Source organism: Streptomyces sp. NPDC102467 (genome assembly GCF_044765445.1).
In the GTDB taxonomy this organism is placed as follows: Bacteria; Actinomycetota; Actinomycetes; order Streptomycetales; family Streptomycetaceae; genus Streptomyces.
The window spans coordinates 442,111-460,670 of record NZ_JBIWKA010000003.1 but is presented as its reverse complement, the minus strand read 5'-3'; the positions used below and the strand labels follow the sequence as shown (position 1 = coordinate 460,670).

21 protein-coding genes are annotated in these 18,560 nt (G+C 71.5%); 7 read left to right on the top strand and 14 right to left on the bottom strand.

The genetic code is table 11. The annotated features are described in order from the left end of the window. Positions 1-50 precede the first annotated feature (50 nt). The 4 genes from ACIREE_RS08145 (at position 51) to ACIREE_RS08130 (ending at position 3,762) form a co-directional block, all read left to right on the top strand. Positions 51-824 carry an SDR family NAD(P)-dependent oxidoreductase gene (locus ACIREE_RS08145; protein ID WP_404147946.1) on the top strand — a complete coding sequence of 258 codons (774 nt, stop codon included), beginning with the start codon at positions 51-53 and terminating at the stop codon, positions 822-824. A gap of 214 nt (positions 825-1,038) precedes the next feature. Beyond that, the gene (locus tag ACIREE_RS08140) at positions 1,039-1,410 is read left to right on the top strand and encodes a WXG100 family type VII secretion target (RefSeq protein ID WP_404147943.1); all 372 of its coding nucleotides are present in this window, start codon (positions 1,039-1,041) and stop codon (positions 1,408-1,410) included. Further along, complete coding sequence (locus tag ACIREE_RS08135) at positions 1,407-3,023, top strand: hypothetical protein (RefSeq protein ID WP_404147940.1); 1,617 nt, start codon at positions 1,407-1,409, stop codon at positions 3,021-3,023. The genes ACIREE_RS08140 and ACIREE_RS08135 overlap by 4 nt, the downstream gene beginning before the upstream one ends. Positions 3,024-3,039: 16 nt before the next feature. Then, complete coding sequence (locus tag ACIREE_RS08130; RefSeq protein ID WP_404147938.1) at positions 3,040-3,762, top strand: hypothetical protein; 723 nt, start codon at positions 3,040-3,042, stop codon at positions 3,760-3,762. A gap of 88 nt (positions 3,763-3,850) precedes the next feature. On the opposite strand, the gene groL is transcribed toward ACIREE_RS08130, so the two are convergent. The 4 genes from groL to ACIREE_RS08110 form a co-directional block, all read right to left on the bottom strand. Beyond that, positions 3,851-5,473 carry a chaperonin GroEL gene (groL, locus tag ACIREE_RS08125; protein ID WP_404147935.1) on the bottom strand — a complete coding sequence of 541 codons (1,623 nt, stop codon included), beginning with the start codon at positions 5,471-5,473 and terminating at the stop codon, positions 3,851-3,853. A gap of 127 nt (positions 5,474-5,600) precedes the next feature. Then, positions 5,601-5,909 (bottom strand): co-chaperone GroES, encoded by a 309-nt coding sequence (groES, locus tag ACIREE_RS08120; protein ID WP_266486653.1) that lies wholly within the window; start codon positions 5,907-5,909, stop codon positions 5,601-5,603. A gap of 302 nt (positions 5,910-6,211) precedes the next feature. Then, positions 6,212-7,069 carry a polysaccharide deacetylase family protein gene (locus ACIREE_RS08115; protein ID WP_404147931.1) on the bottom strand — a complete coding sequence of 286 codons (858 nt, stop codon included), beginning with the start codon at positions 7,067-7,069 and terminating at the stop codon, positions 6,212-6,214. Beyond that, a complete protein-coding gene (locus ACIREE_RS08110) occupies positions 7,066-8,016 on the bottom strand; it encodes a polysaccharide deacetylase family protein (protein WP_404147928.1) in 951 nt (316 codons plus the stop codon). The genes ACIREE_RS08115 and ACIREE_RS08110 overlap by 4 nt, the downstream gene beginning before the upstream one ends. Before the next feature lie 90 nt (positions 8,017-8,106). Here ACIREE_RS08110 and ACIREE_RS08105 point away from each other — a divergent pair, with 90 nt between their 5' ends. Beyond that, positions 8,107-9,294 carry a methyltransferase domain-containing protein gene (locus ACIREE_RS08105; RefSeq protein ID WP_404147925.1) on the top strand — a complete coding sequence of 396 codons (1,188 nt, stop codon included), beginning with the start codon at positions 8,107-8,109 and terminating at the stop codon, positions 9,292-9,294. Between the two features lie 39 nt (positions 9,295-9,333). Here the strand turns inward: ACIREE_RS08105 and ACIREE_RS08100 are convergent, their stop codons facing one another. After that, positions 9,334-10,533: an RNA polymerase sigma factor gene (locus ACIREE_RS08100; protein WP_404148216.1), complete on the bottom strand. Its 1,200-nt coding sequence runs from the start codon at positions 10,531-10,533 to the stop codon at positions 9,334-9,336. A gap of 124 nt (positions 10,534-10,657) precedes the next feature. Further along, positions 10,658-11,014, bottom strand: coding sequence for a YciI family protein (locus ACIREE_RS08095; RefSeq protein WP_404147922.1), 357 nt, complete (start codon positions 11,012-11,014; stop codon positions 10,658-10,660). A gap of 235 nt (positions 11,015-11,249) precedes the next feature. Between ACIREE_RS08095 and ACIREE_RS08090 the strand changes: the two genes are divergently transcribed. Then, positions 11,250-11,834 carry a class I SAM-dependent methyltransferase gene (locus ACIREE_RS08090; RefSeq protein ID WP_404147919.1) on the top strand — a complete coding sequence of 195 codons (585 nt, stop codon included), beginning with the start codon at positions 11,250-11,252 and terminating at the stop codon, positions 11,832-11,834. A 25-nt stretch (positions 11,835-11,859) separates the two neighbouring features. On the opposite strand, the gene ACIREE_RS08085 is transcribed toward ACIREE_RS08090, so the two are convergent. The 5 genes from ACIREE_RS08085 to tsaB form a co-directional block, all read right to left on the bottom strand. Beyond that, entirely contained in the window at positions 11,860-12,897 is a 1,038-nt protein-coding gene (locus ACIREE_RS08085; protein ID WP_404147917.1) for an LCP family protein, read from the bottom strand. 108 nt (positions 12,898-13,005) lie between these two features. Next, positions 13,006-13,254 carry a hypothetical protein gene (locus ACIREE_RS08080; protein WP_404147914.1) on the bottom strand — a complete coding sequence of 83 codons (249 nt, stop codon included), beginning with the start codon at positions 13,252-13,254 and terminating at the stop codon, positions 13,006-13,008. Next, positions 13,251-14,378 (bottom strand): tRNA (adenosine(37)-N6)-threonylcarbamoyltransferase complex transferase subunit TsaD, encoded by a 1,128-nt coding sequence (gene tsaD, locus ACIREE_RS08075; RefSeq protein WP_404147911.1) that lies wholly within the window; start codon positions 14,376-14,378, stop codon positions 13,251-13,253. The genes ACIREE_RS08080 and tsaD overlap by 4 nt, the downstream gene beginning before the upstream one ends. After that, positions 14,371-14,946 (bottom strand): ribosomal protein S18-alanine N-acetyltransferase, encoded by a 576-nt coding sequence (gene rimI / locus ACIREE_RS08070; RefSeq protein WP_404148213.1) that lies wholly within the window; start codon positions 14,944-14,946, stop codon positions 14,371-14,373. Before rimI ends, tsaD begins: the two co-directional genes overlap by 8 nt. Before the next feature lie 26 nt (positions 14,947-14,972). Further along, positions 14,973-15,638: a tRNA (adenosine(37)-N6)-threonylcarbamoyltransferase complex dimerization subunit type 1 TsaB gene (gene tsaB, locus ACIREE_RS08065; RefSeq protein ID WP_404147908.1), complete on the bottom strand. Its 666-nt coding sequence runs from the start codon at positions 15,636-15,638 to the stop codon at positions 14,973-14,975. Between the two features lie 164 nt (positions 15,639-15,802). Here tsaB and ACIREE_RS08060 point away from each other — a divergent pair, with 164 nt between their 5' ends. After that, a complete protein-coding gene (locus ACIREE_RS08060; protein ID WP_404147905.1) occupies positions 15,803-16,357 on the top strand; it encodes a hypothetical protein in 555 nt (184 codons plus the stop codon). Between the two features lie 65 nt (positions 16,358-16,422). On the opposite strand, the gene ACIREE_RS08055 is transcribed toward ACIREE_RS08060, so the two are convergent. The 3 genes from ACIREE_RS08055 to ACIREE_RS08045 form a co-directional block, all read right to left on the bottom strand. Beyond that, entirely contained in the window at positions 16,423-16,641 is a 219-nt protein-coding gene (locus tag ACIREE_RS08055; RefSeq protein WP_404147903.1) for a hypothetical protein, read from the bottom strand. Between the two features lie 149 nt (positions 16,642-16,790). Then, on the bottom strand, positions 16,791-17,339 hold the full coding sequence (tsaE, locus tag ACIREE_RS08050) for a tRNA (adenosine(37)-N6)-threonylcarbamoyltransferase complex ATPase subunit type 1 TsaE (protein ID WP_404147900.1): 549 nt from the start codon (positions 17,337-17,339) through the stop codon (positions 16,791-16,793). Next, positions 17,302-18,534, bottom strand: a complete 1,233-nt coding sequence (locus ACIREE_RS08045) for an alpha/beta fold hydrolase (RefSeq protein WP_404147897.1) — start codon at positions 18,532-18,534, stop codon at positions 17,302-17,304. The genes tsaE and ACIREE_RS08045 overlap by 38 nt, the downstream gene beginning before the upstream one ends. Positions 18,535-18,560: the final 26 nt, after the last annotated feature.

Sequence of the window (18,560 nt, the reverse complement as noted above, 5' to 3'; positions counted from 1 at the left end):
GGCGCTCCCGGTGATCACGAGCATCACCGGAGCGTCACTAACCTTGCTCCATGACTACCGCACTGATCACGGGATCCACCGCGGGCATCGGCGCCGCCTTCGCCCGGCGCCTCGCCGCCGACGGCCACAATCTGGTGCTCGTCGCCCGCGACACGAAGCGGCTCCAGGAGCAGGCGACCGAGCTGCACGACCGGCACGGCATCGAGGCCGAGGTGCTGACCGCGGACCTCGCCACGGACGACGGCATCGCGGCCGTCGAGGAGCGGCTGCGGGACCGTAGGGCCGCGGTCGATCTGCTCGTCAACAACGCCGGGTTCGGCAACAAGGGCCACTTCCTTGAAGTGCCCATGGCCGACGAGCTGACGATGCTGAAGGTGCACTGCGAGGCGGTGCTGCGGCTGACGTCGGCGGTGACGGAGGGGATGCGTGAGCGCGGGCGCGGCGGCGTGATCAATGTGGCGTCGGTAGCGGCCTTCGTGCCGCGCGGCACGTACGGGGCGTCGAAGGCGTGGGTCGTGCAGTTCACGCAGGGCGCGGCGAAGGATCTGGCGGGCAGCGGGGTGCGGCTGATGGCGTTGTGCCCCGGCTTCGTGCGGACGGAGTTCCATCAGCGGGCCGGGATGGGCACGGGCAACATTCCGAACTGGATGTGGCTGGATGCCGACAAGCTGGTCGCGGCGGCGCTCGGGGATCTCGCGCGTGGGAAGTCGCTGTCGATCCCGGACCCGCGGTACAAGGCGCTGATGGGCGTCGTGAAGGTGACGCCGCGTGCCCTGCTGGGCGGGGTCACGTCGCGGACGGGGCGCAAGTACGGGCCGCAGTAGCGGAGGTTCCGGCACGAAGGGGGCGCCCTGTGCGATTGCGAAGGCCCGTGCATGCGGGGCCAGTAGCGGGGATGGGCGCCCTCGGCAGGTCTGACCTGGTGCAGACTTGAACGGAATTTTCCCTTCCATTTAATGCCGTCACAACAGCGAATTACCTTGATCAACTAGCGTGCTGGGTGCCGATCTGGCAGACGCGGGAGATTACGGGGGCGCCATGGGTGACACGGGCAGCGGCGGCGACGGCGAGATACTCGACATCAAGATCGCCGATCTGAAGGCGACGGCCCCGCACTTCCACACGCACAGCACCGACCTGGCCAAGGCGCTCACCAAGCTCAGGACGAGCCTCGCGGCGGCGGGTTCTCCGTGGGGTGACGACAAGCAGGGCACCGAGTTCCACCAGAGCTACGGGCCGCAGGTCACGAAGATGGAGAACGCCGCCGGCATCCTCTCCCAGGGCCTGGACAGCATCCACGACGCGATGGTCGACATGGCGGACGGACACATCGACAACGAGGACCTCGTCCGCTCGATGTTCAGCAAGATCCAACCCCGGCCGGGCGACGGCGGGGGACACGCCAAGTGAGCAGTGCCGCCGACAAGGCCAAGGAAATCCTTCAGGACGTCACCGGCATGTGGTGGCCCGCCGCGGACGAGGACGGTCTGCGGGACGCGGCCCAGGCGTGGCGGGACTTCGCCGACGACATCGAGGACGTCACCGCGGCCGCGAACAAGACGGCCCGCGGCATCATCACGCACAACAAGGGCGTGGCGATCTCCGCCTTCGACGACCCGTTCTGGCGCCGCTACTACTACGACGGCCGCGGCTGGCTCCAGGACATGATCGACGGCGCCCGCGACATGGCGAAGGCCCTCGACCAGTTCGCGGACACCGTCCACAAGGCGGTCAAGCACCTGGAACACGAGCTGGAGATCATCGGCGCCACGATCATCGCCGGCACCGCGCTTGCCATCTTCACCTTCGGCATCAGTGAGGCCGCCGCCGCGGCGGCCACCGCGGCGATCGTCGAGCTGTCCGCCACCCTCGGCGTCACCGTCTCCACGGAGATCGCCACCATCGTCGGCACGACCCTCACCACCGCGGCCATCGGCAGCATCGAGTCGGTCACCGTCGACCTGGCGGTCTCGCAGCCCCTCTCGATCGCCCTCGGCGAGAGCAAGGGCATCAGCCTCGACGAGCTGGGCAAGTCCGCGGCGTTCGGCGCGGCCGGCGGCGGAGCGGCCGGTGCGATCGGCGGGACGGTGAAGACCCTGTCCGGAGCCGGGCGAGGGCTGGGAACCGCCGCCGAGGACGTGGCCGCTTCGGGTGGCCGCGCGGTCGTGCCGGACGAACTCGGCACGGAGCTCGACGACATCGTCACGCACGCCCCTCCCCGGGTCTCCCAGGGCGACGCCCCCGCGCCCACGCCTCCGCGCCCGGTGACACCCGACGACATCCCGGCCCCCAGGACCTCACTGGACGACGCCCCCGCTCCTACGCCTCCCAGGCCGGCGACACCGGACGAGGCCCCCGCGTCCCCGCGGCCCACTCAGCTGGACGACGCGCCCGCCCCCGCGCCGGAGTCCCCCAGGGCCCCCGAGCCGACCCGGCTCGACGACGCCGGCGCCGACGGGCCGCCCCGGCTGACCCGCCAGGACGACGACTTCGCCGCGACCCACAGTAAGTTCGGCGGCGGCCTGAGGAAGTCGCACTTCGACCCGGACCGTGGCCTCGTCCCCGCCGACCCGGAGGGCTCGACCACTCCGCTCCAGCACGTGCTCGGCGGCAAGAACAAGGCGGCCAAGGAGTCCAGCCCGTACACGTCGTTCGCGCCCGAGAACGGCACCGGCAAGGTGTACGGCAAGGAAGAGATCCAGGTCGACTACAAGCGCCTGCAACAGGACATCGACGCGGGCAAGGTGGAGGGCGTGAAGATCCTCGCGCCCAAGGACGTCCAGGGCTCCATCGGCGACGAGATCAACAAGGCCGCCGGGCGCGACATCGACGTACCCGGCAACCTGCAACCCGACAAGGTCCAGGAGTTCGTCGACGACCTCGCTCTCAGCAAGGCCAAGTCCCGTAAGGTCACGGACCGGATCGTGGCTCTGCTCAACACCCGCCGGGACGGCGAGTGGCTGATCGGCGGGGTCGTCCCCAAGGAGTACGTCACCGGCCCGCACCCGACCGCGGGCTCGTAGGAAGAAGAACACGACCATGGCCGAGACCCCGCCCCCGGACCACTGGGAGCCCAGCCCCGAGATGCGCGCGCTGCTGTTCACCGACTTCGACGGCGCCCCCGCCGACCCGGACGACGTGATCGCCGACGCGCTGGACGGCGGCTACGCGGAGCGCACTCCCGCCCTGCTCGCGATCCTTCAGGACACCTCGGCCGACCCGGCCGAGCGGCTGCTGGCCTGCGCCGCCCTCACCAGCTGGGCGGACCCGGCCGGATACGCGGCCGTGCTCGCCGCCGCAGAGGCACCCGACGACGCGCCCTGGCGCGGCCAGTCCCACGACCGCTTCTTCTCCCAGGACGACACCTTCGGGCAGCTCGCCGACGCGGTCGCCTCGAGCGCGGACATGGTCGACGAGCGCGGCACCGCGGCGCTGCGCATCGACGCGGCCCGCGCCCTCATCGCCCTCGCGGACGAGGTCCAGTTCGACCGGCATCTGGCGCGGCTCCTGGACGACGGGATCACCGGCGCCTGCCAGGACACCATCCGCTCCGCCCTCGACCGCGGCACCCGGCGCCTGACCGCCGGCCCCCCTCACGCCTTCGACCTGGGCCTCCAACTGGCCCTGCTCGCCGTCGCCCTGCACCGCGTCGACGAACCCGCGGCCGCCGACGCGATGCGCCGCCTCGCCGCCGCGGACCCGGGTGACCGGGCCCGCCGCGAACTGGCCGACGCCACGGGCAGCTCGCTGTGGCTGATGTGAGCGTGCCGGTCGCCGGCGACCGCTGATCCGGAACGCACCGAGGCCCGGCCCCCGCGACGGGGACCGGGCCTCAGATGTGTGCGTCGGGTCAGTGCGAGTGACCGTGGCCGTGACCGGCCTCGGGCTCTTCCTCGGCCGGCTTCTCGACGACCAGGGTCTCGGTCGTCAGGAGCAGGGAGGCGATCGACGCGGCGTTCTCCAGGGCGGAGCGCGTGACCTTGACCGGGTCGATGACGCCGGCCTTGACCAGGTCGCCGTACTCGCCGGTCGCGGCGTTGTAGCCGGAGCCCTTCTCGAGCTCGGCGACCTTGGAGACGATCACGTAGCCCTCGAGGCCCGCGTTCTCGGCGATCCAGCGCAGCGGCTCGACGGCGGCGCGGCGGACGACCGCGACACCGGTGGCCTCGTCGCCGGTCTTGTCGAGGTTGCCCTCGAGGACCTTGACGGCGTGGACGAGCGCGGAGCCACCACCGGAGACGATGCCTTCCTCGACCGCGGCGCGGGTCGCGGAGATGGCGTCCTCCAGACGGTGCTTCTTCTCCTTGAGCTCGACCTCGGTCGCGGCACCGACCTTGATCACGCAGACGCCGCCGGCGAGCTTCGCGAGGCGCTCCTGGAGCTTCTCGCGGTCCCAGTCGGAGTCCGTGTTCTCGATCTCGGCCTTGATCTGGTTGACGCGGCCGACGACCTCGTCGTGGTTGCCGCCACCGTCGACGACCGTGGTGTCGTCCTTGGTGATGGTCACGCGGCGTGCGGTGCCGAGCACGTCCAGGCCGACCTGGTCGAGCTTGAGGCCGACCTCTTCGGCGATGACCGTGGCACCGGTGAGGGTGGCCAGGTCCTGCAGCATCGCCTTGCGGCGGTCACCGAAGCCGGGGGCCTTGACGGCCACGGCGTTGAACGTGCCGCGGATCTTGTTCACGACCAGGGTCGACAGGGCCTCGCCCTCGACGTCCTCGGCGATGATGAGGAGGGGCTTCGAGCCGCCGGCCTGGATGACCTTCTCCAGGAGCGGGAGCAGGTCCTGGATGGACCCGATCTTGCCCTGGTGGATCAGGATGTACGGGTCGTCGAGGACGGCCTCCATACGCTCCTGGTCGGTGACGAAGTACGGGGACAGGTAGCCCTTGTCGAAGGCCATGCCCTCGGTGAAGTCGAGCTCCAGGCCGAAGGTGTTGGACTCCTCGACGGTGATGACACCGTCCTTGCCGACCTTGTCCATCGCCTCGGCGATGAGCTCGCCGACCTGGCTGTCCTGGGCGGACAGACCGGCGACGGCCGCGATGTCGGCCTTGTCGTCGATCGGCCGTGCGGTGGCGAGGAGCTCCTCGGACACTGCCTTGACGGCGGCGTCGATGCCCTTCTTCAGGGCGGCCGGGGAGGCACCCGCGGCAACGTTGCGCAGGCCTTCCTTGACCAGGGCCTGGGCCAGCACGGTGGCGGTGGTGGTGCCGTCACCCGCGATGTCGTTGGTCTTGGTCGCCACCTCCTTCACCAGCTGCGCGCCCAGGTTCTCGTACGGGTCGTCGATCTCGACCTCGCGGGCGATGGTGACACCGTCGTTGGTGATGGTGGGGGCGCCGAACTTCTTGTCGATGACGACGTTGCGGCCGCGGGGGCCGATCGTCACCTTGACCGTGTCGGCAAGCTTGTTGACGCCGCGCTCGAGGGCGCGACGGGCGTCCTCGTCGAACTTCAGGATCTTCGCCATGGGAGCGATTCAGCCCTCTCGGAAAACTAGGGGTGAAGCTGGTGAACGAACCGCGCCCCCGACCCCGGCTTCTTACGGTCGCGGGTGCCAGGGGCGCTGTTCAATGCAAAGGTGCTTCTCGGCTTGCTTACTTCTCGACGATCGCGAGAACGTCGCGGGCCGAGAGGACGAGGTACTCCTCGCCGTTGTACTTGACCTCGGTGCCGCCGTACTTGCTGTACAGCACGACGTCACCGGTCTTCACGTCGAGCGGAAGGCGCTCACCGTTCTCGAAGCGGCCCGGGCCCACGGCGAGGACGACGCCCTCCTGGGGCTTCTCCTTCGCGGTGTCCGGAATGACCAGGCCAGAGGCCGTGGTCTGCTCGGCGTCGAGCGGCTGGACCACAATGCGGTCCTCGAGCGGCTTGATGGCAACCTTGGAGCTGGCGGTCGTCACGATCCGGTCTCCCCCTTCGGAGATCTACGGGGTTAACAGTCTGGGGTGGCGACCAGGTGGATCCGTCGTCGCGGGTGCCGGACCTGCCCGTCGCTGTTGGCACTCTCCAGTGGTGAGTGCCAGGGCCGAGACTATGACCGCGATTAGCACTCGGTCAAGCGGAGTGCCAATCGACTCCGTCGCGGCGGAGGTTTTCGGGCGGCCCGCGCCCGGCGCGGCCGCTCGCCACGGGAGCTCGGATCCCTGGCCGGGAAACCCCCCTCGGCCGTGGTGGCCTTCGGCGCGTCGGCGACCCACGCCGCTCAGAGATAGTCCTCCAGGCGCCCCACCGTGAAGCCCTGTTCCTGGATACGGCGCAGTGTTCGCGCGGTCGTCTCGGTCGGGCTCGTTTCCTTCCGGAAGCCGGTCAGGATGATGTCGCCGGGGCGGAGGGCGTCGTTCTGTGTCGAGGCGCGTCCGAGAACGATCGCGTCGATGCCGCACGCGCCCGCCGCGCGCAGGGTGTCCGCGTCGTAGGTGCCGTGGGGCGGGCGGAGCAGCCGCGGTGCCGTGCCGAAGCGGGCCTTGAGGTGGTCCTGCTGGCCGCAGATCTCGGCGTGCTGCTCCACATAGCCGAGGCCGGGCAGGAACGGGTGCGTGAGGGTGCGGTTCTCGATGCCGGCGCCGAGCGCGCGGAGCCTGCCGAAGTGGTCGTGGCCGGGGGCCCCGACGGGGTGCGTGAGGAACATCGAGATCGGCAGGCGCAGATCGCGGACCATGTCGACGAAGCGGGCGTCGTCCCCCGCGCCATGGTCGTACGTGTCGCGGTACGTGTCGTCGTACGTGAGGAAGACGACCTTCTCCCTGGTGGGGACGTGGTCGACGACCGGGGGGACCGCGCCCGGGGCGCGGGGTGGGAGCACCCGGTGGGCAGGGGGTGCCGGGGCCAAGGGAGCCGCGAGGCCCCAGCGGCGGTGGGCGCCGGGAGCCGGGGCCCCGGCCGCCGTGCCCGTGCCGGTCCGCGGGTGGTGGCGGACCTTCTGCGCGGCCTTCCTGCCCATGCGCTCGATCGGGTCGACGGACTGCGCGCACCCGGAGAGCAGCACGGCGGCGAGGGCGCAGGCGACCGCGCGCCGCGCCCCCGCCGCCCTGACGGCCGCCCCCGCCAGGGGAGTTGTCACAGGTAGTCCTCAAGGCGGGCCACCGCGTACCCCTTGCCGGTGACGTACTTCATGAACGTGCGGATCATGTCGGGCATCGTGCCGTTCCAGTCCTTACGGCCCCGGAAATGCGTGAGGATGATGTCGCCCGGGTGGATGTCCCGGTCCCACTCGCGGTAGTCCATACGGTCCACGAACGCCTCGGCGTTCCAGATCGGCGCGTACTTGATGCCGCAGGCCTTGGCCGCCTTCAGGGTGTCCTGGTTGTAGTCGCCGAACGGCGGCCGGAAGAGCGTGGGCCGCTTGCCGTACTTCTTCTCGATGACGTCCTGCATGCCGCAGATCTCGTGCTTCTGCCGCGCGTAGGACAGGCCCGGCAGGTAAGGGTGGCGCAGCGTGTGGTTGTTGAGGGTGATGCCCAGGTTCTGCGCCTTCTTGAAGTAGCCGTACCCGGGCTTGACCTCGGCGTCGGTCAGGAAGGCCGTGTACGGGATCTTCAGGTCGCTCATCATCTTCAGGAACCGCGGGTCCTTGTCGGCCCCGTCGTCGATGGTGAGGAAGACGATTCTGTGCTTGGTGGGGATGGTCGTGAAGACCGGCGGCAGGCCGAGCGCGGCCTGGTCGTCGACCTCGAAGCCCTTGCGCGGCGTGATGACGGGCTTCTTCGCGGGCGGCGCGGGCGCGGCGAGCGGCACCTTCGCCAGGCCCCAGCGCCTGGCGGCGGCGGCCCGGTGCGCCTGTTCGGCCTTGAGCCTGGTGGCGTACGAGTCGAGGGCGCGGGCGGGCGGCGCGTTCAGGGCCTGCTGCCCCGGGGCCGGCTTCACGGCGTCGTCGGATCCTGCGGCGCAGCCGGTGGCGAGCGCGGCGGCGGCGAGGGCGGCGGCCGTGGCGCGGAGCGCGGCCCGCTTCCCGGATCTCGCGCGGGTCGCCTTTGGTGCAGTTTCTTCATTTTGTCGTACTAGTTGCATGGCGCCGGATCCTCGCAGCTCAAGGCCCCGGGCAAGGGCCGACACCGCCGCCGGGCGCGCGGCATCCTCCGACTGGCCCACAATGATCCGGTGAACGACTTCTCCGCCCTGCTCACACCGCCCGGCCAGGCCCTGCTCGACGCCTTGCGCGATCACGACCCGGCGCAGGAGCTCGCGCTCGCCACCCGGCTGCGCCGAGAGCACCCGGCCGAGCTCGTCTCGGCGGCGCTCGCCCAGGCGCGGCTGCGGCAGCGGGCGGTGGCGAAGTTCGGGCCCGAGGACGCGGCCCGCATGTACTTCACGGCGAACGGGGTCGAGCAGGCGACCCGGACGAGCGTCGCCACGTACCGCGCCGAATCCTTCCGGGCGCTCGGTGTCCGGTCCGTCGCCGACCTGTGCTGCGGCATCGGCGGCGACGCGATCGCGCTGGCCCGCGCCGGGATCTCCGTGCTCGCCGTCGACCGGGACCCGGCGACGTGCGCGGTGGCACGGGCCAACGCGACCGCCCTCGGCCTCGGTGACCTGATCGAGGTGCGGGAGGCGGATGTGACGGAGGTGGACACCTCCTCGTACGACGCCGTCTTCGTGGACCCGGCCCGGCGCTCGGACAAGCGCGGCCGGATCTTCGACCCCGAGGCCTACTCCCCTCCGCTGTCCTGGGCCGTCTCCACCGCGCTCACGGCACCGCTCGCCGCCCTGAAGATCGCGCCGGGCATCCCGCACGAGGCGATCCCGGCCGAGGCCGACGCCGAGTGGATCTCCGACGGCGGCGACGTGAAGGAGGCCGTGCTGTGGTTCGGCACGGAGCCCGGCCGGATGCGGGCCGCGCTGCTGCCGGGGCCGCGAGAGCTGGTCGGGCGAGGACTGCCGGACCCCGAAGTGCGCGCTGTCGGGCGGTACTTGTACGAGCCCGACGGCGCCGTCATCCGCGCGCATCTGGTCGCCGAGATGGCCGCGCAGGTCGGCGGCGGGCTGATCGACGAGACCATCGCGTACGTCACCGGGGACGAGCCGCACCCGACTCCGTACGCCTCCATGTACGAGATCACGGATCAACTCCCCTTCAACGTGAAGAAGTTGAAGGCGCTGCTGCGGGAGCGGGAGGTCGGGGTGCTGACCGTGAAGAAGCGCGGGTCAGCGGTGGAACCGGAGGAACTGCGCCGCAAGGCCATGCCGAAGCCCTTCGGGAAGCGGGCGGTGACGGTGTTCATGACCCGGGTCGCCGGCGCCCCGACCATGCTCGTCGGACAACCAGGACCAAGCCCCTCCGGCACTTGAGGAGCGGGGTCCGGGGCAGGGCCCCGTGCCCGACGCCGGTCAGCGATCGATCCGCCCGAGCAGGAACTCCCGGTCCCGTTCATTGCGGGCCAGCCCCAGCGCCCGGCGGAACTCCGCCCGCGCCTCGGCGCCCCGGCCCAGCCGCTCCAGGAGATCGCCCCGCACGCTCGGCAGCAAGTGATATTCCCGAAGCGCCGGTTCACCCGCGATCGCGTCCACGAGCGCGAGCGCCGCGCCCGGCCCCTCCACCATCGACACGGCCACGGCCCGGTTCAACTCCACCACCGGCGACGGCGTGCGCGCCGCGAGGAGGCCGTAAAGGGCAGCGATATGGCCCCAGTTGGTCTCCTCGTACGCGTACGCCCGGGCGTGACACGCGGCGATCGCGGCCTGTAGGGCGTACGGACCCGGCGGCCCCGAGGAGACCTCGTCCGCCCGGCCGAGCGCGGCGAACCCGCGCCGGATCAGCATCGTGTTCCAGCGCGTCCGGTTCTGGTCCCTGAGCAGGACGGGCGATCCGTCGGCCGCCGTGCGAGCGGCCGCGCGGGAGGACTGGAGCTCCAACAGGGCGGCCAGGCCGTGCACTTCGGGCTCCTTGGGCATGAGCGCCTGAAGCACCCGGGCGAGCCGCAGCGCGTCCTCGCAGAGGCCGGGCCGCAGATGGTCGTCGCCGGCCGTCGCCGCGTACCCCTCGTTGAAGATGAGGTAGATGACCTCCAGGACCGGGCCGAGCCTGGCCTCGCGGTCGGGGCCGGCCGGCACCTCGAAGGCGACGTTGCGCGTGGCGAGGGTGCGCTTGGCGCGGACCACGCGCTGGGCGACCGTCGGTTCGGGGGCGAGGACCGCGCGGGCGATCTCGGCGGTGGTCAGACCGCCGAGCAGCCGCAGCGTGAGCGCGACCCGGGCCTCCGCGGAGAGCGCCGGGTGGCAGCTCATGAAGACGAGGCGCAGCAGGTCGTCGTCGATGTCGTCCGGGTCGGCGGCGACCGGCGCCTCGTACGCGAACTCCGTTGCCCGGCCCACCTCTTCGAGCTTGCGCGCGTAATTCTCCCGGCGGCGCACCAGGTCGACGGCACGGCGCCGGGCGACGGCGGTGAGCCAGGCCCCGGGGCTGTCCGGGACGCCGCTCACCGGCCACTGCTCCAGAGCGGCGACGAGCGCGTCCTGCGCCAGTTCCTCCGCGATGCCGACGTCACGCACGACACGGGTGACGGCGGCGATGATGCGCGGCGCCTCCATGCGGAAGACCGTCTCGGTGGCGCGGGCCGCGGCGGCGTCCTGGCGGGCCGTGGAGCGTTGCTCTGTCACAGCTCACCATCAGACACCGGCGACGGCCCGCGGCCAAGCCGTGGCCCCTGCGGGGTCAGCTGCCGACGATCTCGCGGACCTCGGAGGTGATGGTCCAGTGGTCCTCATGGACCTTGAGGAACCGCTTGGTCCACTCCAGGGCCTCGGCCTCGTCCTTCGCCTGGATGACCGCGTAGCCGCCGATGACCTCCTTGGTCTCGGTGAACGGGCCGTCGGTGACGGTGATCTCGCCCTTGTCGTAGTGCACGCGCTTGCCCTGCGCGGTCGGGGTCAGACCTGCCGTGTCGAGCAGCACGCCGGCCTTCGTCATCTCCTCGATGAGTACGCCCATGCGCTGCATCAGCTCCTCACTGGGGCCCTCGGCGGGTGCGTTCCGCTCGTCGATGCGGATCATCGTCAGGTAGCGCGGCATGTTCGTCTCCTACGTTCTTCGGGCGTTCTTCGGGCGTTCTTCGGGGCGGGCCGGTGGCTGTGCTCCCCGGCCTCTCACCTCTGCGTCGAACGGGCGGCACCTGGATCGACACGGCCGCCGGATTTTCTTCGAAGAATTTCCGGCCGTACGTTTTCGCAGGTCAGCACGGAGCCCAGAGCCCTCGAAGACACGCTCTTACACCCAGCTGATCCGCCGCCTGCCAGGGTGCTCCCCCATGCCATTCGACCACAACGACCACTACCACGGTCTTCTGCTGCGCCACCTGCCGCCGGGCGGCCGTACCGCGCTCGACGTCGGCTGCGGCACGGGCCGCTTCGCGCGCCGTCTCGTCGCGCGCGGCTACCGGGTCGACGCGCTCGACCCGGACCCGGCCACGCTCGGCGCGGCGGAGGCCGCCGGCGGCGGCCCGCGCTACCGCCTGGCGGACGCCGGGACGGAAGAGCTCCCGGGGGCCCACTACGACGTGATCACCTGCCTGGCCAGCCTGCACCACATGCCGTTCGGGACGCTGACCCGCTTCCGCGAGGCCCTCGCGCCCGGCGGCCGCCTGCTCGTCCTCGGCTGCTACGCAGGCGCCACGTCCTGGGACCTGGCCGCCGTCCCGGTGAACGCGGTGGCCCGCGCGGCCGTGTACGGCGCCGAGCGCGCCCGCGGTGTCCGAACGGCCCCGCGCAAGGCCCCGGTCCGGCAGCCGGAGATGACGCTGCCGCGGCTCCACGCGGAGTCGGCGCGTCTGCTGCCCGGCAGCGAGCTGCGTCAACTGCTGTTCTGGCGCTACCTGTTGACGTACACGAAGTAAAAACAGCGGTGCGCGGGGCACGCGGTCAGCGCAGCGACTTCCACAGCTTCCCCGCCTCCGGTTCGTCGGCCACCACCCGGTTCGCGTCCGAAGGCGCCTGCACCACCGGCATCATGACCGTCTTCAAGGAGTCCGCCGACAGCTCGCTCACGCTCCGCGCCAGGCCGCTCAGTTCGGTGAGCGAGTCGAGCCCGGTGTCCGCGGTGAGGCTGCCGGTGGCCGCGTCGGCGATCTTGTAGAGGCGGGCCGGGTCGGTCAGCAGGCCGTCGGTCGAGAGCTTGCCGATCAACGCCTTGACGAGCTGCTGCTGGAGCTTGATGCGGCCCAGGTCGCTGCCGTCGCCGATGCCGTGCCGGGTGCGGGCGAAGGCGAGCGCCTGCGCCCCGTCGAGGTGCTGGTCACCGGCCTTCAGGTGGAGATGGCTGAGGTCGTCGTCGATGGCCTCGTCCGTGGTGACGTCCACGCCGCCGAGCGCGTCGACGATCTTCGCGAAGCCCGCGAAGTCGACCTCCAGATAGTGGTCCATGCGGACTCCGGTGAGGTGCTCGACGGTCTTCACGGCGCAGACCGGACCGCCCACCGAATAGGCGCTGTTGAACATGACGTTGTACGCGACCACGGTCGTGCCGCCGGACTCCGTCGGGCAGGAGGGGCGTTCGACGAGGGTGTCGCGGGGGATGCTCACCACCGTCCCCCCGGTGCGGTCGGCGTCGAGGTGCACGACCATCGCGGTGTCGGAGCGGGCCCCGCCGCTGTCGCCGCCGCCGAGCGCCTTGTTCGCCTTGCCGGTGCGTGAATCGGAGCCCAGGACAAGGATGTTGAGGACGCCCTTCTCGACCGGCTCGGACGACGGCGACGCGGCTGCCGTGGGCGAGGCGGCGGCAGCCACCGGCCTGGCCGGGCGGTCGTCGCCGAGGGCGCTGTCGATGTCGATGCCGCGTATGTTGTGGTCGAGGTGCCAGTAGACCCACCCGGTCCCCGCCCCGCCGAGCACGAGGACACAGCCGAAGGCGATCGCCACCGTCTTCACCACACGCGCGCGGAACCGTTTCTGCTCAGTCACAGAGGGAACATAAGTCCGAATTATTACAACGATAAACCAGTCGGCACACGAAATTCGGAAATCTCAGTCAGTTCTCAGCTGCCCGGGAGCCCGGCGGCGGACCGGGCATCAGACCGCCTCGAAGCGCCACCTGTGCACGGTCCGCGTCACCAACTCATCCCCGGGCTCGGGGAGTTCGGGCAGAACGGCGTCGTAGTCGGCGTCCCACCACGTGATCACGAGGACCCGGTCCTGCGGCGCGCGCAGCGTCTCGCGGCGCTCCGGCTCCCGCTCCAGAACCTGCGCCTTCACCCAGGCCAGCAGAGCCTCGCCGCGCCCCTCCACGGCCCGGGCCTCCCACATCAGCGCGACGCTCACGAGTACAGGTTCTCCTTGCTGACCTCGTGCACGTGATCGTGCCCGTGCCCGTGCTGGTGCCCGTGGTCGTGGTCCTGGTCGTGTCCGGGCACGTGCGGCTCCGTCACCGGCAGCGACGAGTCCGCCGACAGGTCCCAGGACGACGGCTGCCGGTTACGCCCGACCATCTCGGCGCCGAGCGCGGCGACCATCGCGCCGTTGTCCGTGCACAGCTTGGGGCGCGGCACGCGCAGCGTGATCCCGGCCCGCTCGCAGCGCTCCTGGGCCAGGGCCCGCAGCCGCGAGTTGGCGGCCACACCGCCGCCGATCATGAGGTGGTCGACGCCCTCGTCCTTGCAGGCACGCACCGCCTTGCGGGTCAGCACGTCGACGACCGCCTCCTGGAAGGACGCCGACACGTCGCGCACCGGCACGTCCTCGCCGGCCGCCCGCCTGGCCTCGATCCAGCGGGCCACGGCCGTCTTGAGGCCGGAGAAGGAGAAGTCGTACGCGGCGTCGCGCGGGCCGGTCAGACCGCGCGGGAAGGCGATCGCCTTCGGGTCGCCCTCCTTCGCGTACCGGTCGATGACAGGGCCCCCGGGGAAGCCGAGGTTCAGCACGCGCGCGATCTTGTCGAAGGCCTCGCCCGCCGCGTCGTCGATGGTCGCGCCGAGCGGTCGTACGTCCGAGGTGATGTCGCTGGAGAGCAGGAGCGAGGAGTGGCCGCCGGAGACCAGCAGCGCCATCGTCGGCTCGGGCAGCTTTCCGTGCTCCAGCTGGTCGACGCAGATGTGCGAGGCCAGGTGGTTGACGCCGTAGAGCGGCTTGCCGAGGGCGTACGCGTACGTCTTCGCGGCCGAGACACCGACGAGCAGCGCGCCCGCGAGCCCCGGCCCCGCGGTGACGGCGATCCCGTCGAGGTCCTTCGCGGTGATGCCGGCGTCCTTCAGGGCCCGCCGGATCGTCGGGACCATCGCCTCCAGGTGTGCGCGGGAGGCGACCTCGGGCACGACGCCGCCGAAGCGGGCGTGCTCGTCGACGCTGGAGGCGACGGCGTCGGCGAGCAGGGTGGTGCCGCGGACGATGCCGACGCCGGTCTCGTCGCAGGAGGTCTCGATGCCGAGGACGAGCGGTTCGTCAGCCATCATTCTTCTCTTCGGTTCCTGATTCGGGTCCTGATGCGCTTCCCGATGCGGTTCCCACTACGGGAGTCACGGGAAATCCTGGTACGGGCTCCTGGGTGGTGGTCAGGCGCATCACGAGGGCGTCCACGTTGCCCGGCTGGTAGTAGCCGCGGCGGAAGCCGATCGGTTCGAAGCCGAAGCGCTCGTAGAGCTTCTGCGCCCGCTTGTTGTCGACGCGCACCTCGAGCATCACCTCGGTGACCTCGAAGGCGGTGGCGTGCCGCAGGAGTTCGGTGAGCAGCCGGGCGCCGAGCCCGCTGCCCCAGTGGTCGCGGGCGACGGCGATGGTCTGCACGTCGGCACCGTCGGCGGAGCCGCCCTCGGTGCCGCCCCCTGAGTCGGTCCCGGCCACGGCGAGCCCGCCGTAGCCGACGAGCCGGTCGCCGTCGTACGCGACGACGTAGCGCCGCGTCGAACCGACACCGCGCGCGTGCGCGAGCTCGGACCAGAACATGCCGCGTGACCAGGCGTCGTCCGGGAAGAGGTCCTTCTCCAGGGCGAGCACGGGATCAATGTCCCACCAGCGCATCTCGCGCAGTTCCGCCGTCACCGTCGTCACTTGGGGGTGACCACCTTGTAGTTCTTGGGGACCTGGGCGTCGGGGCGGCGCAGATACAGGGGCCGCGGTTCGGGGAGTTCCTCACCGGCCGCGAGCCTCTCGGCGGCGAGGGCGGCCAGCGCGGCGGCGGACACGTGCTCGGGGCCGCGCGGGTCGGTGAACGTGTCGGGGTAGAGCAGCGCGCCCGCGCCGACCGCGGGCAGTCCCGCGACGGCCTCGGCGATCTCCGCGGGACGGTCGACGGCGGGGTCGGTGACCCGGGTGCGCCGGTCCGTGTAGCGCGCCCAGTAGACCTCTTTGCGCCGCGCGTCGGTGGCCACCACGAAGGGGCCCTCGGTGTCGTCGGCGAATTCTGCGGCGTACGCGAGGCCGTCCAGCGTGCACACTCCGTGCACGGGGACGTCGAGCGCGAGCCCGAAGGTGTCGGCGGTCATCAGTCCGACGCGCAGTCCGGTGTACGGTCCCGGGCCCATGCCCACGACGATCCCGGTGACGGCGTCGAGGCCGACTCCGGCCTCGGCGAGCACCCGGTCGACGGCAGGCAGCAGCAGCTCCCCGTGTCTGCGGGCGTCGACCTGACTCGTCTCGGCGACGGCGGTCGTGCCGTCGTGCAGGGCGACGGTGACGGCGGGGGTGGCGGTATCCATGGCGAGCAACAGCACGCAAACAGCCTACGGCTCCGGGAGGGCGCACACGTCCCGGCTGAGGCAAGCCAGGAGGCAGGTCACTGGCTGCTACCGTCACTCAAAGCTGTTATTGGCGTAATAAATGCGTACATACATACATGCGTGCATACGTACATGCGTACTGGAGAGGCAGGCACCTGGTGACACGGAGCAGCACCGGAATCGTGACCGCGCTGACCGCGGGCGCGCTCGCCGCGGTCGGCTTCCTCGCGTACCAGGCGTCGGCGAACTCACCGGCCGACCTCGGCAGACCGAAGGCCGCCGCCTCTCCCTCCGCGACGGCGCCCCGCTCCCCCGACGGCAGGACGGACCCCGCCGCGCTGCCCGCGCAGTCCGGCGTGGGCGAGCGCGTCGTCTACGCCCTGGGCGCCGACCGGGTCTGGCTGGTCGGGGAGAACGCGAAGACGCAGCGCACGTTCCAGGTGACGCCCGGCACGGTGGAACCGGCCGCGGGCACGTACGCGGTGACCTCGCGCTCCGGTTCCGTCACCGGCACCGACGGGGTGCCGATCGAGCACGTCGTGCGGTTCACCAACACGGGCGGGGTGGCGGTCGGGTTCAGCGCGGCGGTCGACGGCTCCACGCCGTCGCCCGATCCGTCGAAGCAGACCGGCGGCATCAGGGAGACGCGGGCCGACGGTGCGGCGATGTGGGAGTTCGCGACGTTCGGCCGGAAGGTCGTCGTCGTCCCGTGACGTCGGGCCGTTCGCCCTCCGGCGCCTAAGCCCCGTTCCCTGCCGCCTGAACCGCCTTCTGGCGCCTAGGCGCAGCGCGGGGTCGCCTCTTCCTCGGGGGCGTGCACCGTACGTGGCCGGTCGTGCTCCGCGCCGCTCTGCCGGGGCGGGGTCGACACGGCCCGCGCCGCCGCGCACGACGCCAGCAGGTCCCCCATCGACACCCCGCGCGCGACGTCCCGCGCCGAAGACGGCTCGGCGCGCCGCACAACACGTTCCGAAACGACACGTTCCGAAGCCGACATGAGCGCCTCCTGAGCAGGCGTGGTTAGGTAGACCTAACTAAGTCTGGTCTCCATGTGAACACGCCGGACACGCGCCGCGCAACATTTTGCCGACGCGTTGTCGGGATACGGGTGGGAAGCGCTCGGGACGCGGGCGGGACGCGGGCGACTCAGCCGGTCAGGGACTCGGTCAGGGATGCGAGGCCGGCCCGGCCCCAGCGCTCCCCGATGCCGTGCAGCGTCACGACGCGCACCTCGTCCGTGGTGTCGCCGGTCGCCCGGTCGATGAGCACGTGCAGCCGGTCGTCGGACAGCTCCTCGACCTTGCCGTCGCCCCACTCCACGACGACGACCGAGTCCGGCAGGGACACGTCGAGGTCGAGGTCCTCCATCTCGTCGAGGCCGCCGCCGAGCCGGTACGCGTCGACGTGCACCAGGGCCGGCCCTTCGGCCAGGGGCGGGTGCACGCGGGCGATCACGAACGTCGGCGAGGTGACCGCGCCCCGCACGCCGAGCCCCTCACCGAGCCCGCGGGTCAGCGTCGTCTTGCCCGCGCCCAGCTCGCCGGTGAGCATCACGAGGTCGCCCGGGTGCAGACGCTTGGCGAGGGCGAGGCCCAACTCCCGCATCTCGTCCGGGGAGTTGACCGTGACCGTGACGGTCGTTACGGGCGTGGCGGGGTCAGCCGCCGGGCTGTGCGGTGCTGCCGGTGTCTCCATGGCTCCCCACGGTAGCGCCAGCGCCCCGCACTCCCGCGCGGGCCAGCAGATCCGCGAGGCGGCCCGTGACGGTCTCCGGGTGTTCCATCATCACCAGGTGCCCGGCGTCCGGCACCAGGACGAACTCGGCGTCGGGAAGCAGCGCCGCGATCGCCTCGCTGTGCCCGCTCGGCGTCACCAGGTCCTGCTCCCCCGCCAGCACCAGGACGGGCAGCGGCGCGAAGCGCTGCAGCGCGGCCGTCTTGTCGTGCTCCTGGAACGCCGGATAGAACTCGGCGACCACGTCGATCGGCGTGCCCTCGATCATCCGCTCGGCGAACCGGGCGATCGCCGGGTCGACGTCCCGGGTCGCGAACGAGTACCGCTTGATGATTCCGGCGAACAGGTCCGCCGTCGCGCGCCGGCCCTTCTCGACGAGGTCGGCCCGCTGCCCGAGCGCCTTCAGGAGGCCGGGCAGCACGCGCCGCACCGCGTTCACCCCGGCGACCGGCAGCCCGTAGTTGACCTCGCCGAGCTTCCCCGACGACGTACCCACCAGGGCGACGCCCACGACGCGCTCGCGGATCAGCTCGGGGCACCGGTCAGCCAGGGCCATCACCGTCATGCCGCCCATGGAGTGGCCGACCAGCACGATCGGGCCCTCGGGCGCGGCCGCGTCCAGGACGGTCCTGAGGTCCTCGCCGAGCCGGTCGATGGAGACGGGGACGCCCTCCTCCAGCTGCTCCGCCCCGCGTTCCGAACGGCCGTGGCTGCGCTGGTCCCAGTACACACAGCGCACGACACCGCGCAGGGCCGCGCGCTGGAAGTGCCAGGAGTCCTGGTTGAGGCAGTAGCCGTGGCTGAAGACGACGGTGACGGGGGCGGGGGCCTTGCGGCCGAAGACCCGGCGTCTGCGCGTGCCGTCGGCGGTGTCCGGCTCCACCTCGTCGACCTCGTAGTACAGCTCGGTGCCGTCGGAGGCGCGGGCCCGGCCGGGGATGCCGCGCAGCGCGCCGTACGGGCCCGAGGCGTCGAGAGCCAGCCGGGCCCTGCGGCGCATGCCGCGCCCCACCGTCAGCCGCTCGACGGCGACACCGGCCGCGGCACCCGCGGCGACCACGCCCAGCGCGGCGCCGGCGAAACCGGCCCGCCGCCAGCTCGTCGAAGCCGCGGCTTCGACGACGGCCACCGTCGCCTGTGCGCTGCTCTCGCTCACGTGCCGCTCCTCCTACGGAGTGTCGG

What these genes read in the sequence shown, in the direction of transcription:
- ACIREE_RS08145 (WP_404147946.1), top strand. Translation starts at nt 51, where the DNA reads ATGACTACCGCACTGATCACGGGATCCACCGCGGGCATCGGCGCCGCC.
- ACIREE_RS08140 (WP_404147943.1), top strand. Translation starts at nt 1,039, where the DNA reads ATGGGTGACACGGGCAGCGGCGGCGACGGCGAGATACTCGACATCAAG.
- ACIREE_RS08130 (WP_404147938.1), top strand. Translation starts at nt 3,040, where the DNA reads ATGGCCGAGACCCCGCCCCCGGACCACTGGGAGCCCAGCCCCGAGATG.
- groL (WP_404147935.1), bottom strand. Translation starts at nt 5,473, where the DNA reads ATGGCGAAGATCCTGAAGTTCGACGAGGACGCCCGTCGCGCCCTCGAG.
- ACIREE_RS08110 (WP_404147928.1), bottom strand. Translation starts at nt 8,016, where the DNA reads ATGCAACTAGTACGACAAAATGAAGAAACTGCACCAAAGGCGACCCGC.
- ACIREE_RS08100 (WP_404148216.1), bottom strand. Translation starts at nt 10,533, where the DNA reads ATGGAGGCGCCGCGCATCATCGCCGCCGTCACCCGTGTCGTGCGTGAC.
- ACIREE_RS08095 (WP_404147922.1), bottom strand. Translation starts at nt 11,014, where the DNA reads ATGCCGCGCTACCTGACGATGATCCGCATCGACGAGCGGAACGCACCC.
- ACIREE_RS08090 (WP_404147919.1), top strand. Translation starts at nt 11,250, where the DNA reads ATGCCATTCGACCACAACGACCACTACCACGGTCTTCTGCTGCGCCAC.
- tsaD (WP_404147911.1), bottom strand. Translation starts at nt 14,378, where the DNA reads ATGGCTGACGAACCGCTCGTCCTCGGCATCGAGACCTCCTGCGACGAG.
- rimI (WP_404148213.1), bottom strand. Translation starts at nt 14,946, where the DNA reads ATGCGCTGGTGGGACATTGATCCCGTGCTCGCCCTGGAGAAGGACCTC.
- ACIREE_RS08055 (WP_404147903.1), bottom strand. Translation starts at nt 16,641, where the DNA reads ATGTCGGCTTCGGAACGTGTCGTTTCGGAACGTGTTGTGCGGCGCGCC.
- tsaE (WP_404147900.1), bottom strand. Translation starts at nt 17,339, where the DNA reads ATGGAGACACCGGCAGCACCGCACAGCCCGGCGGCTGACCCCGCCACG.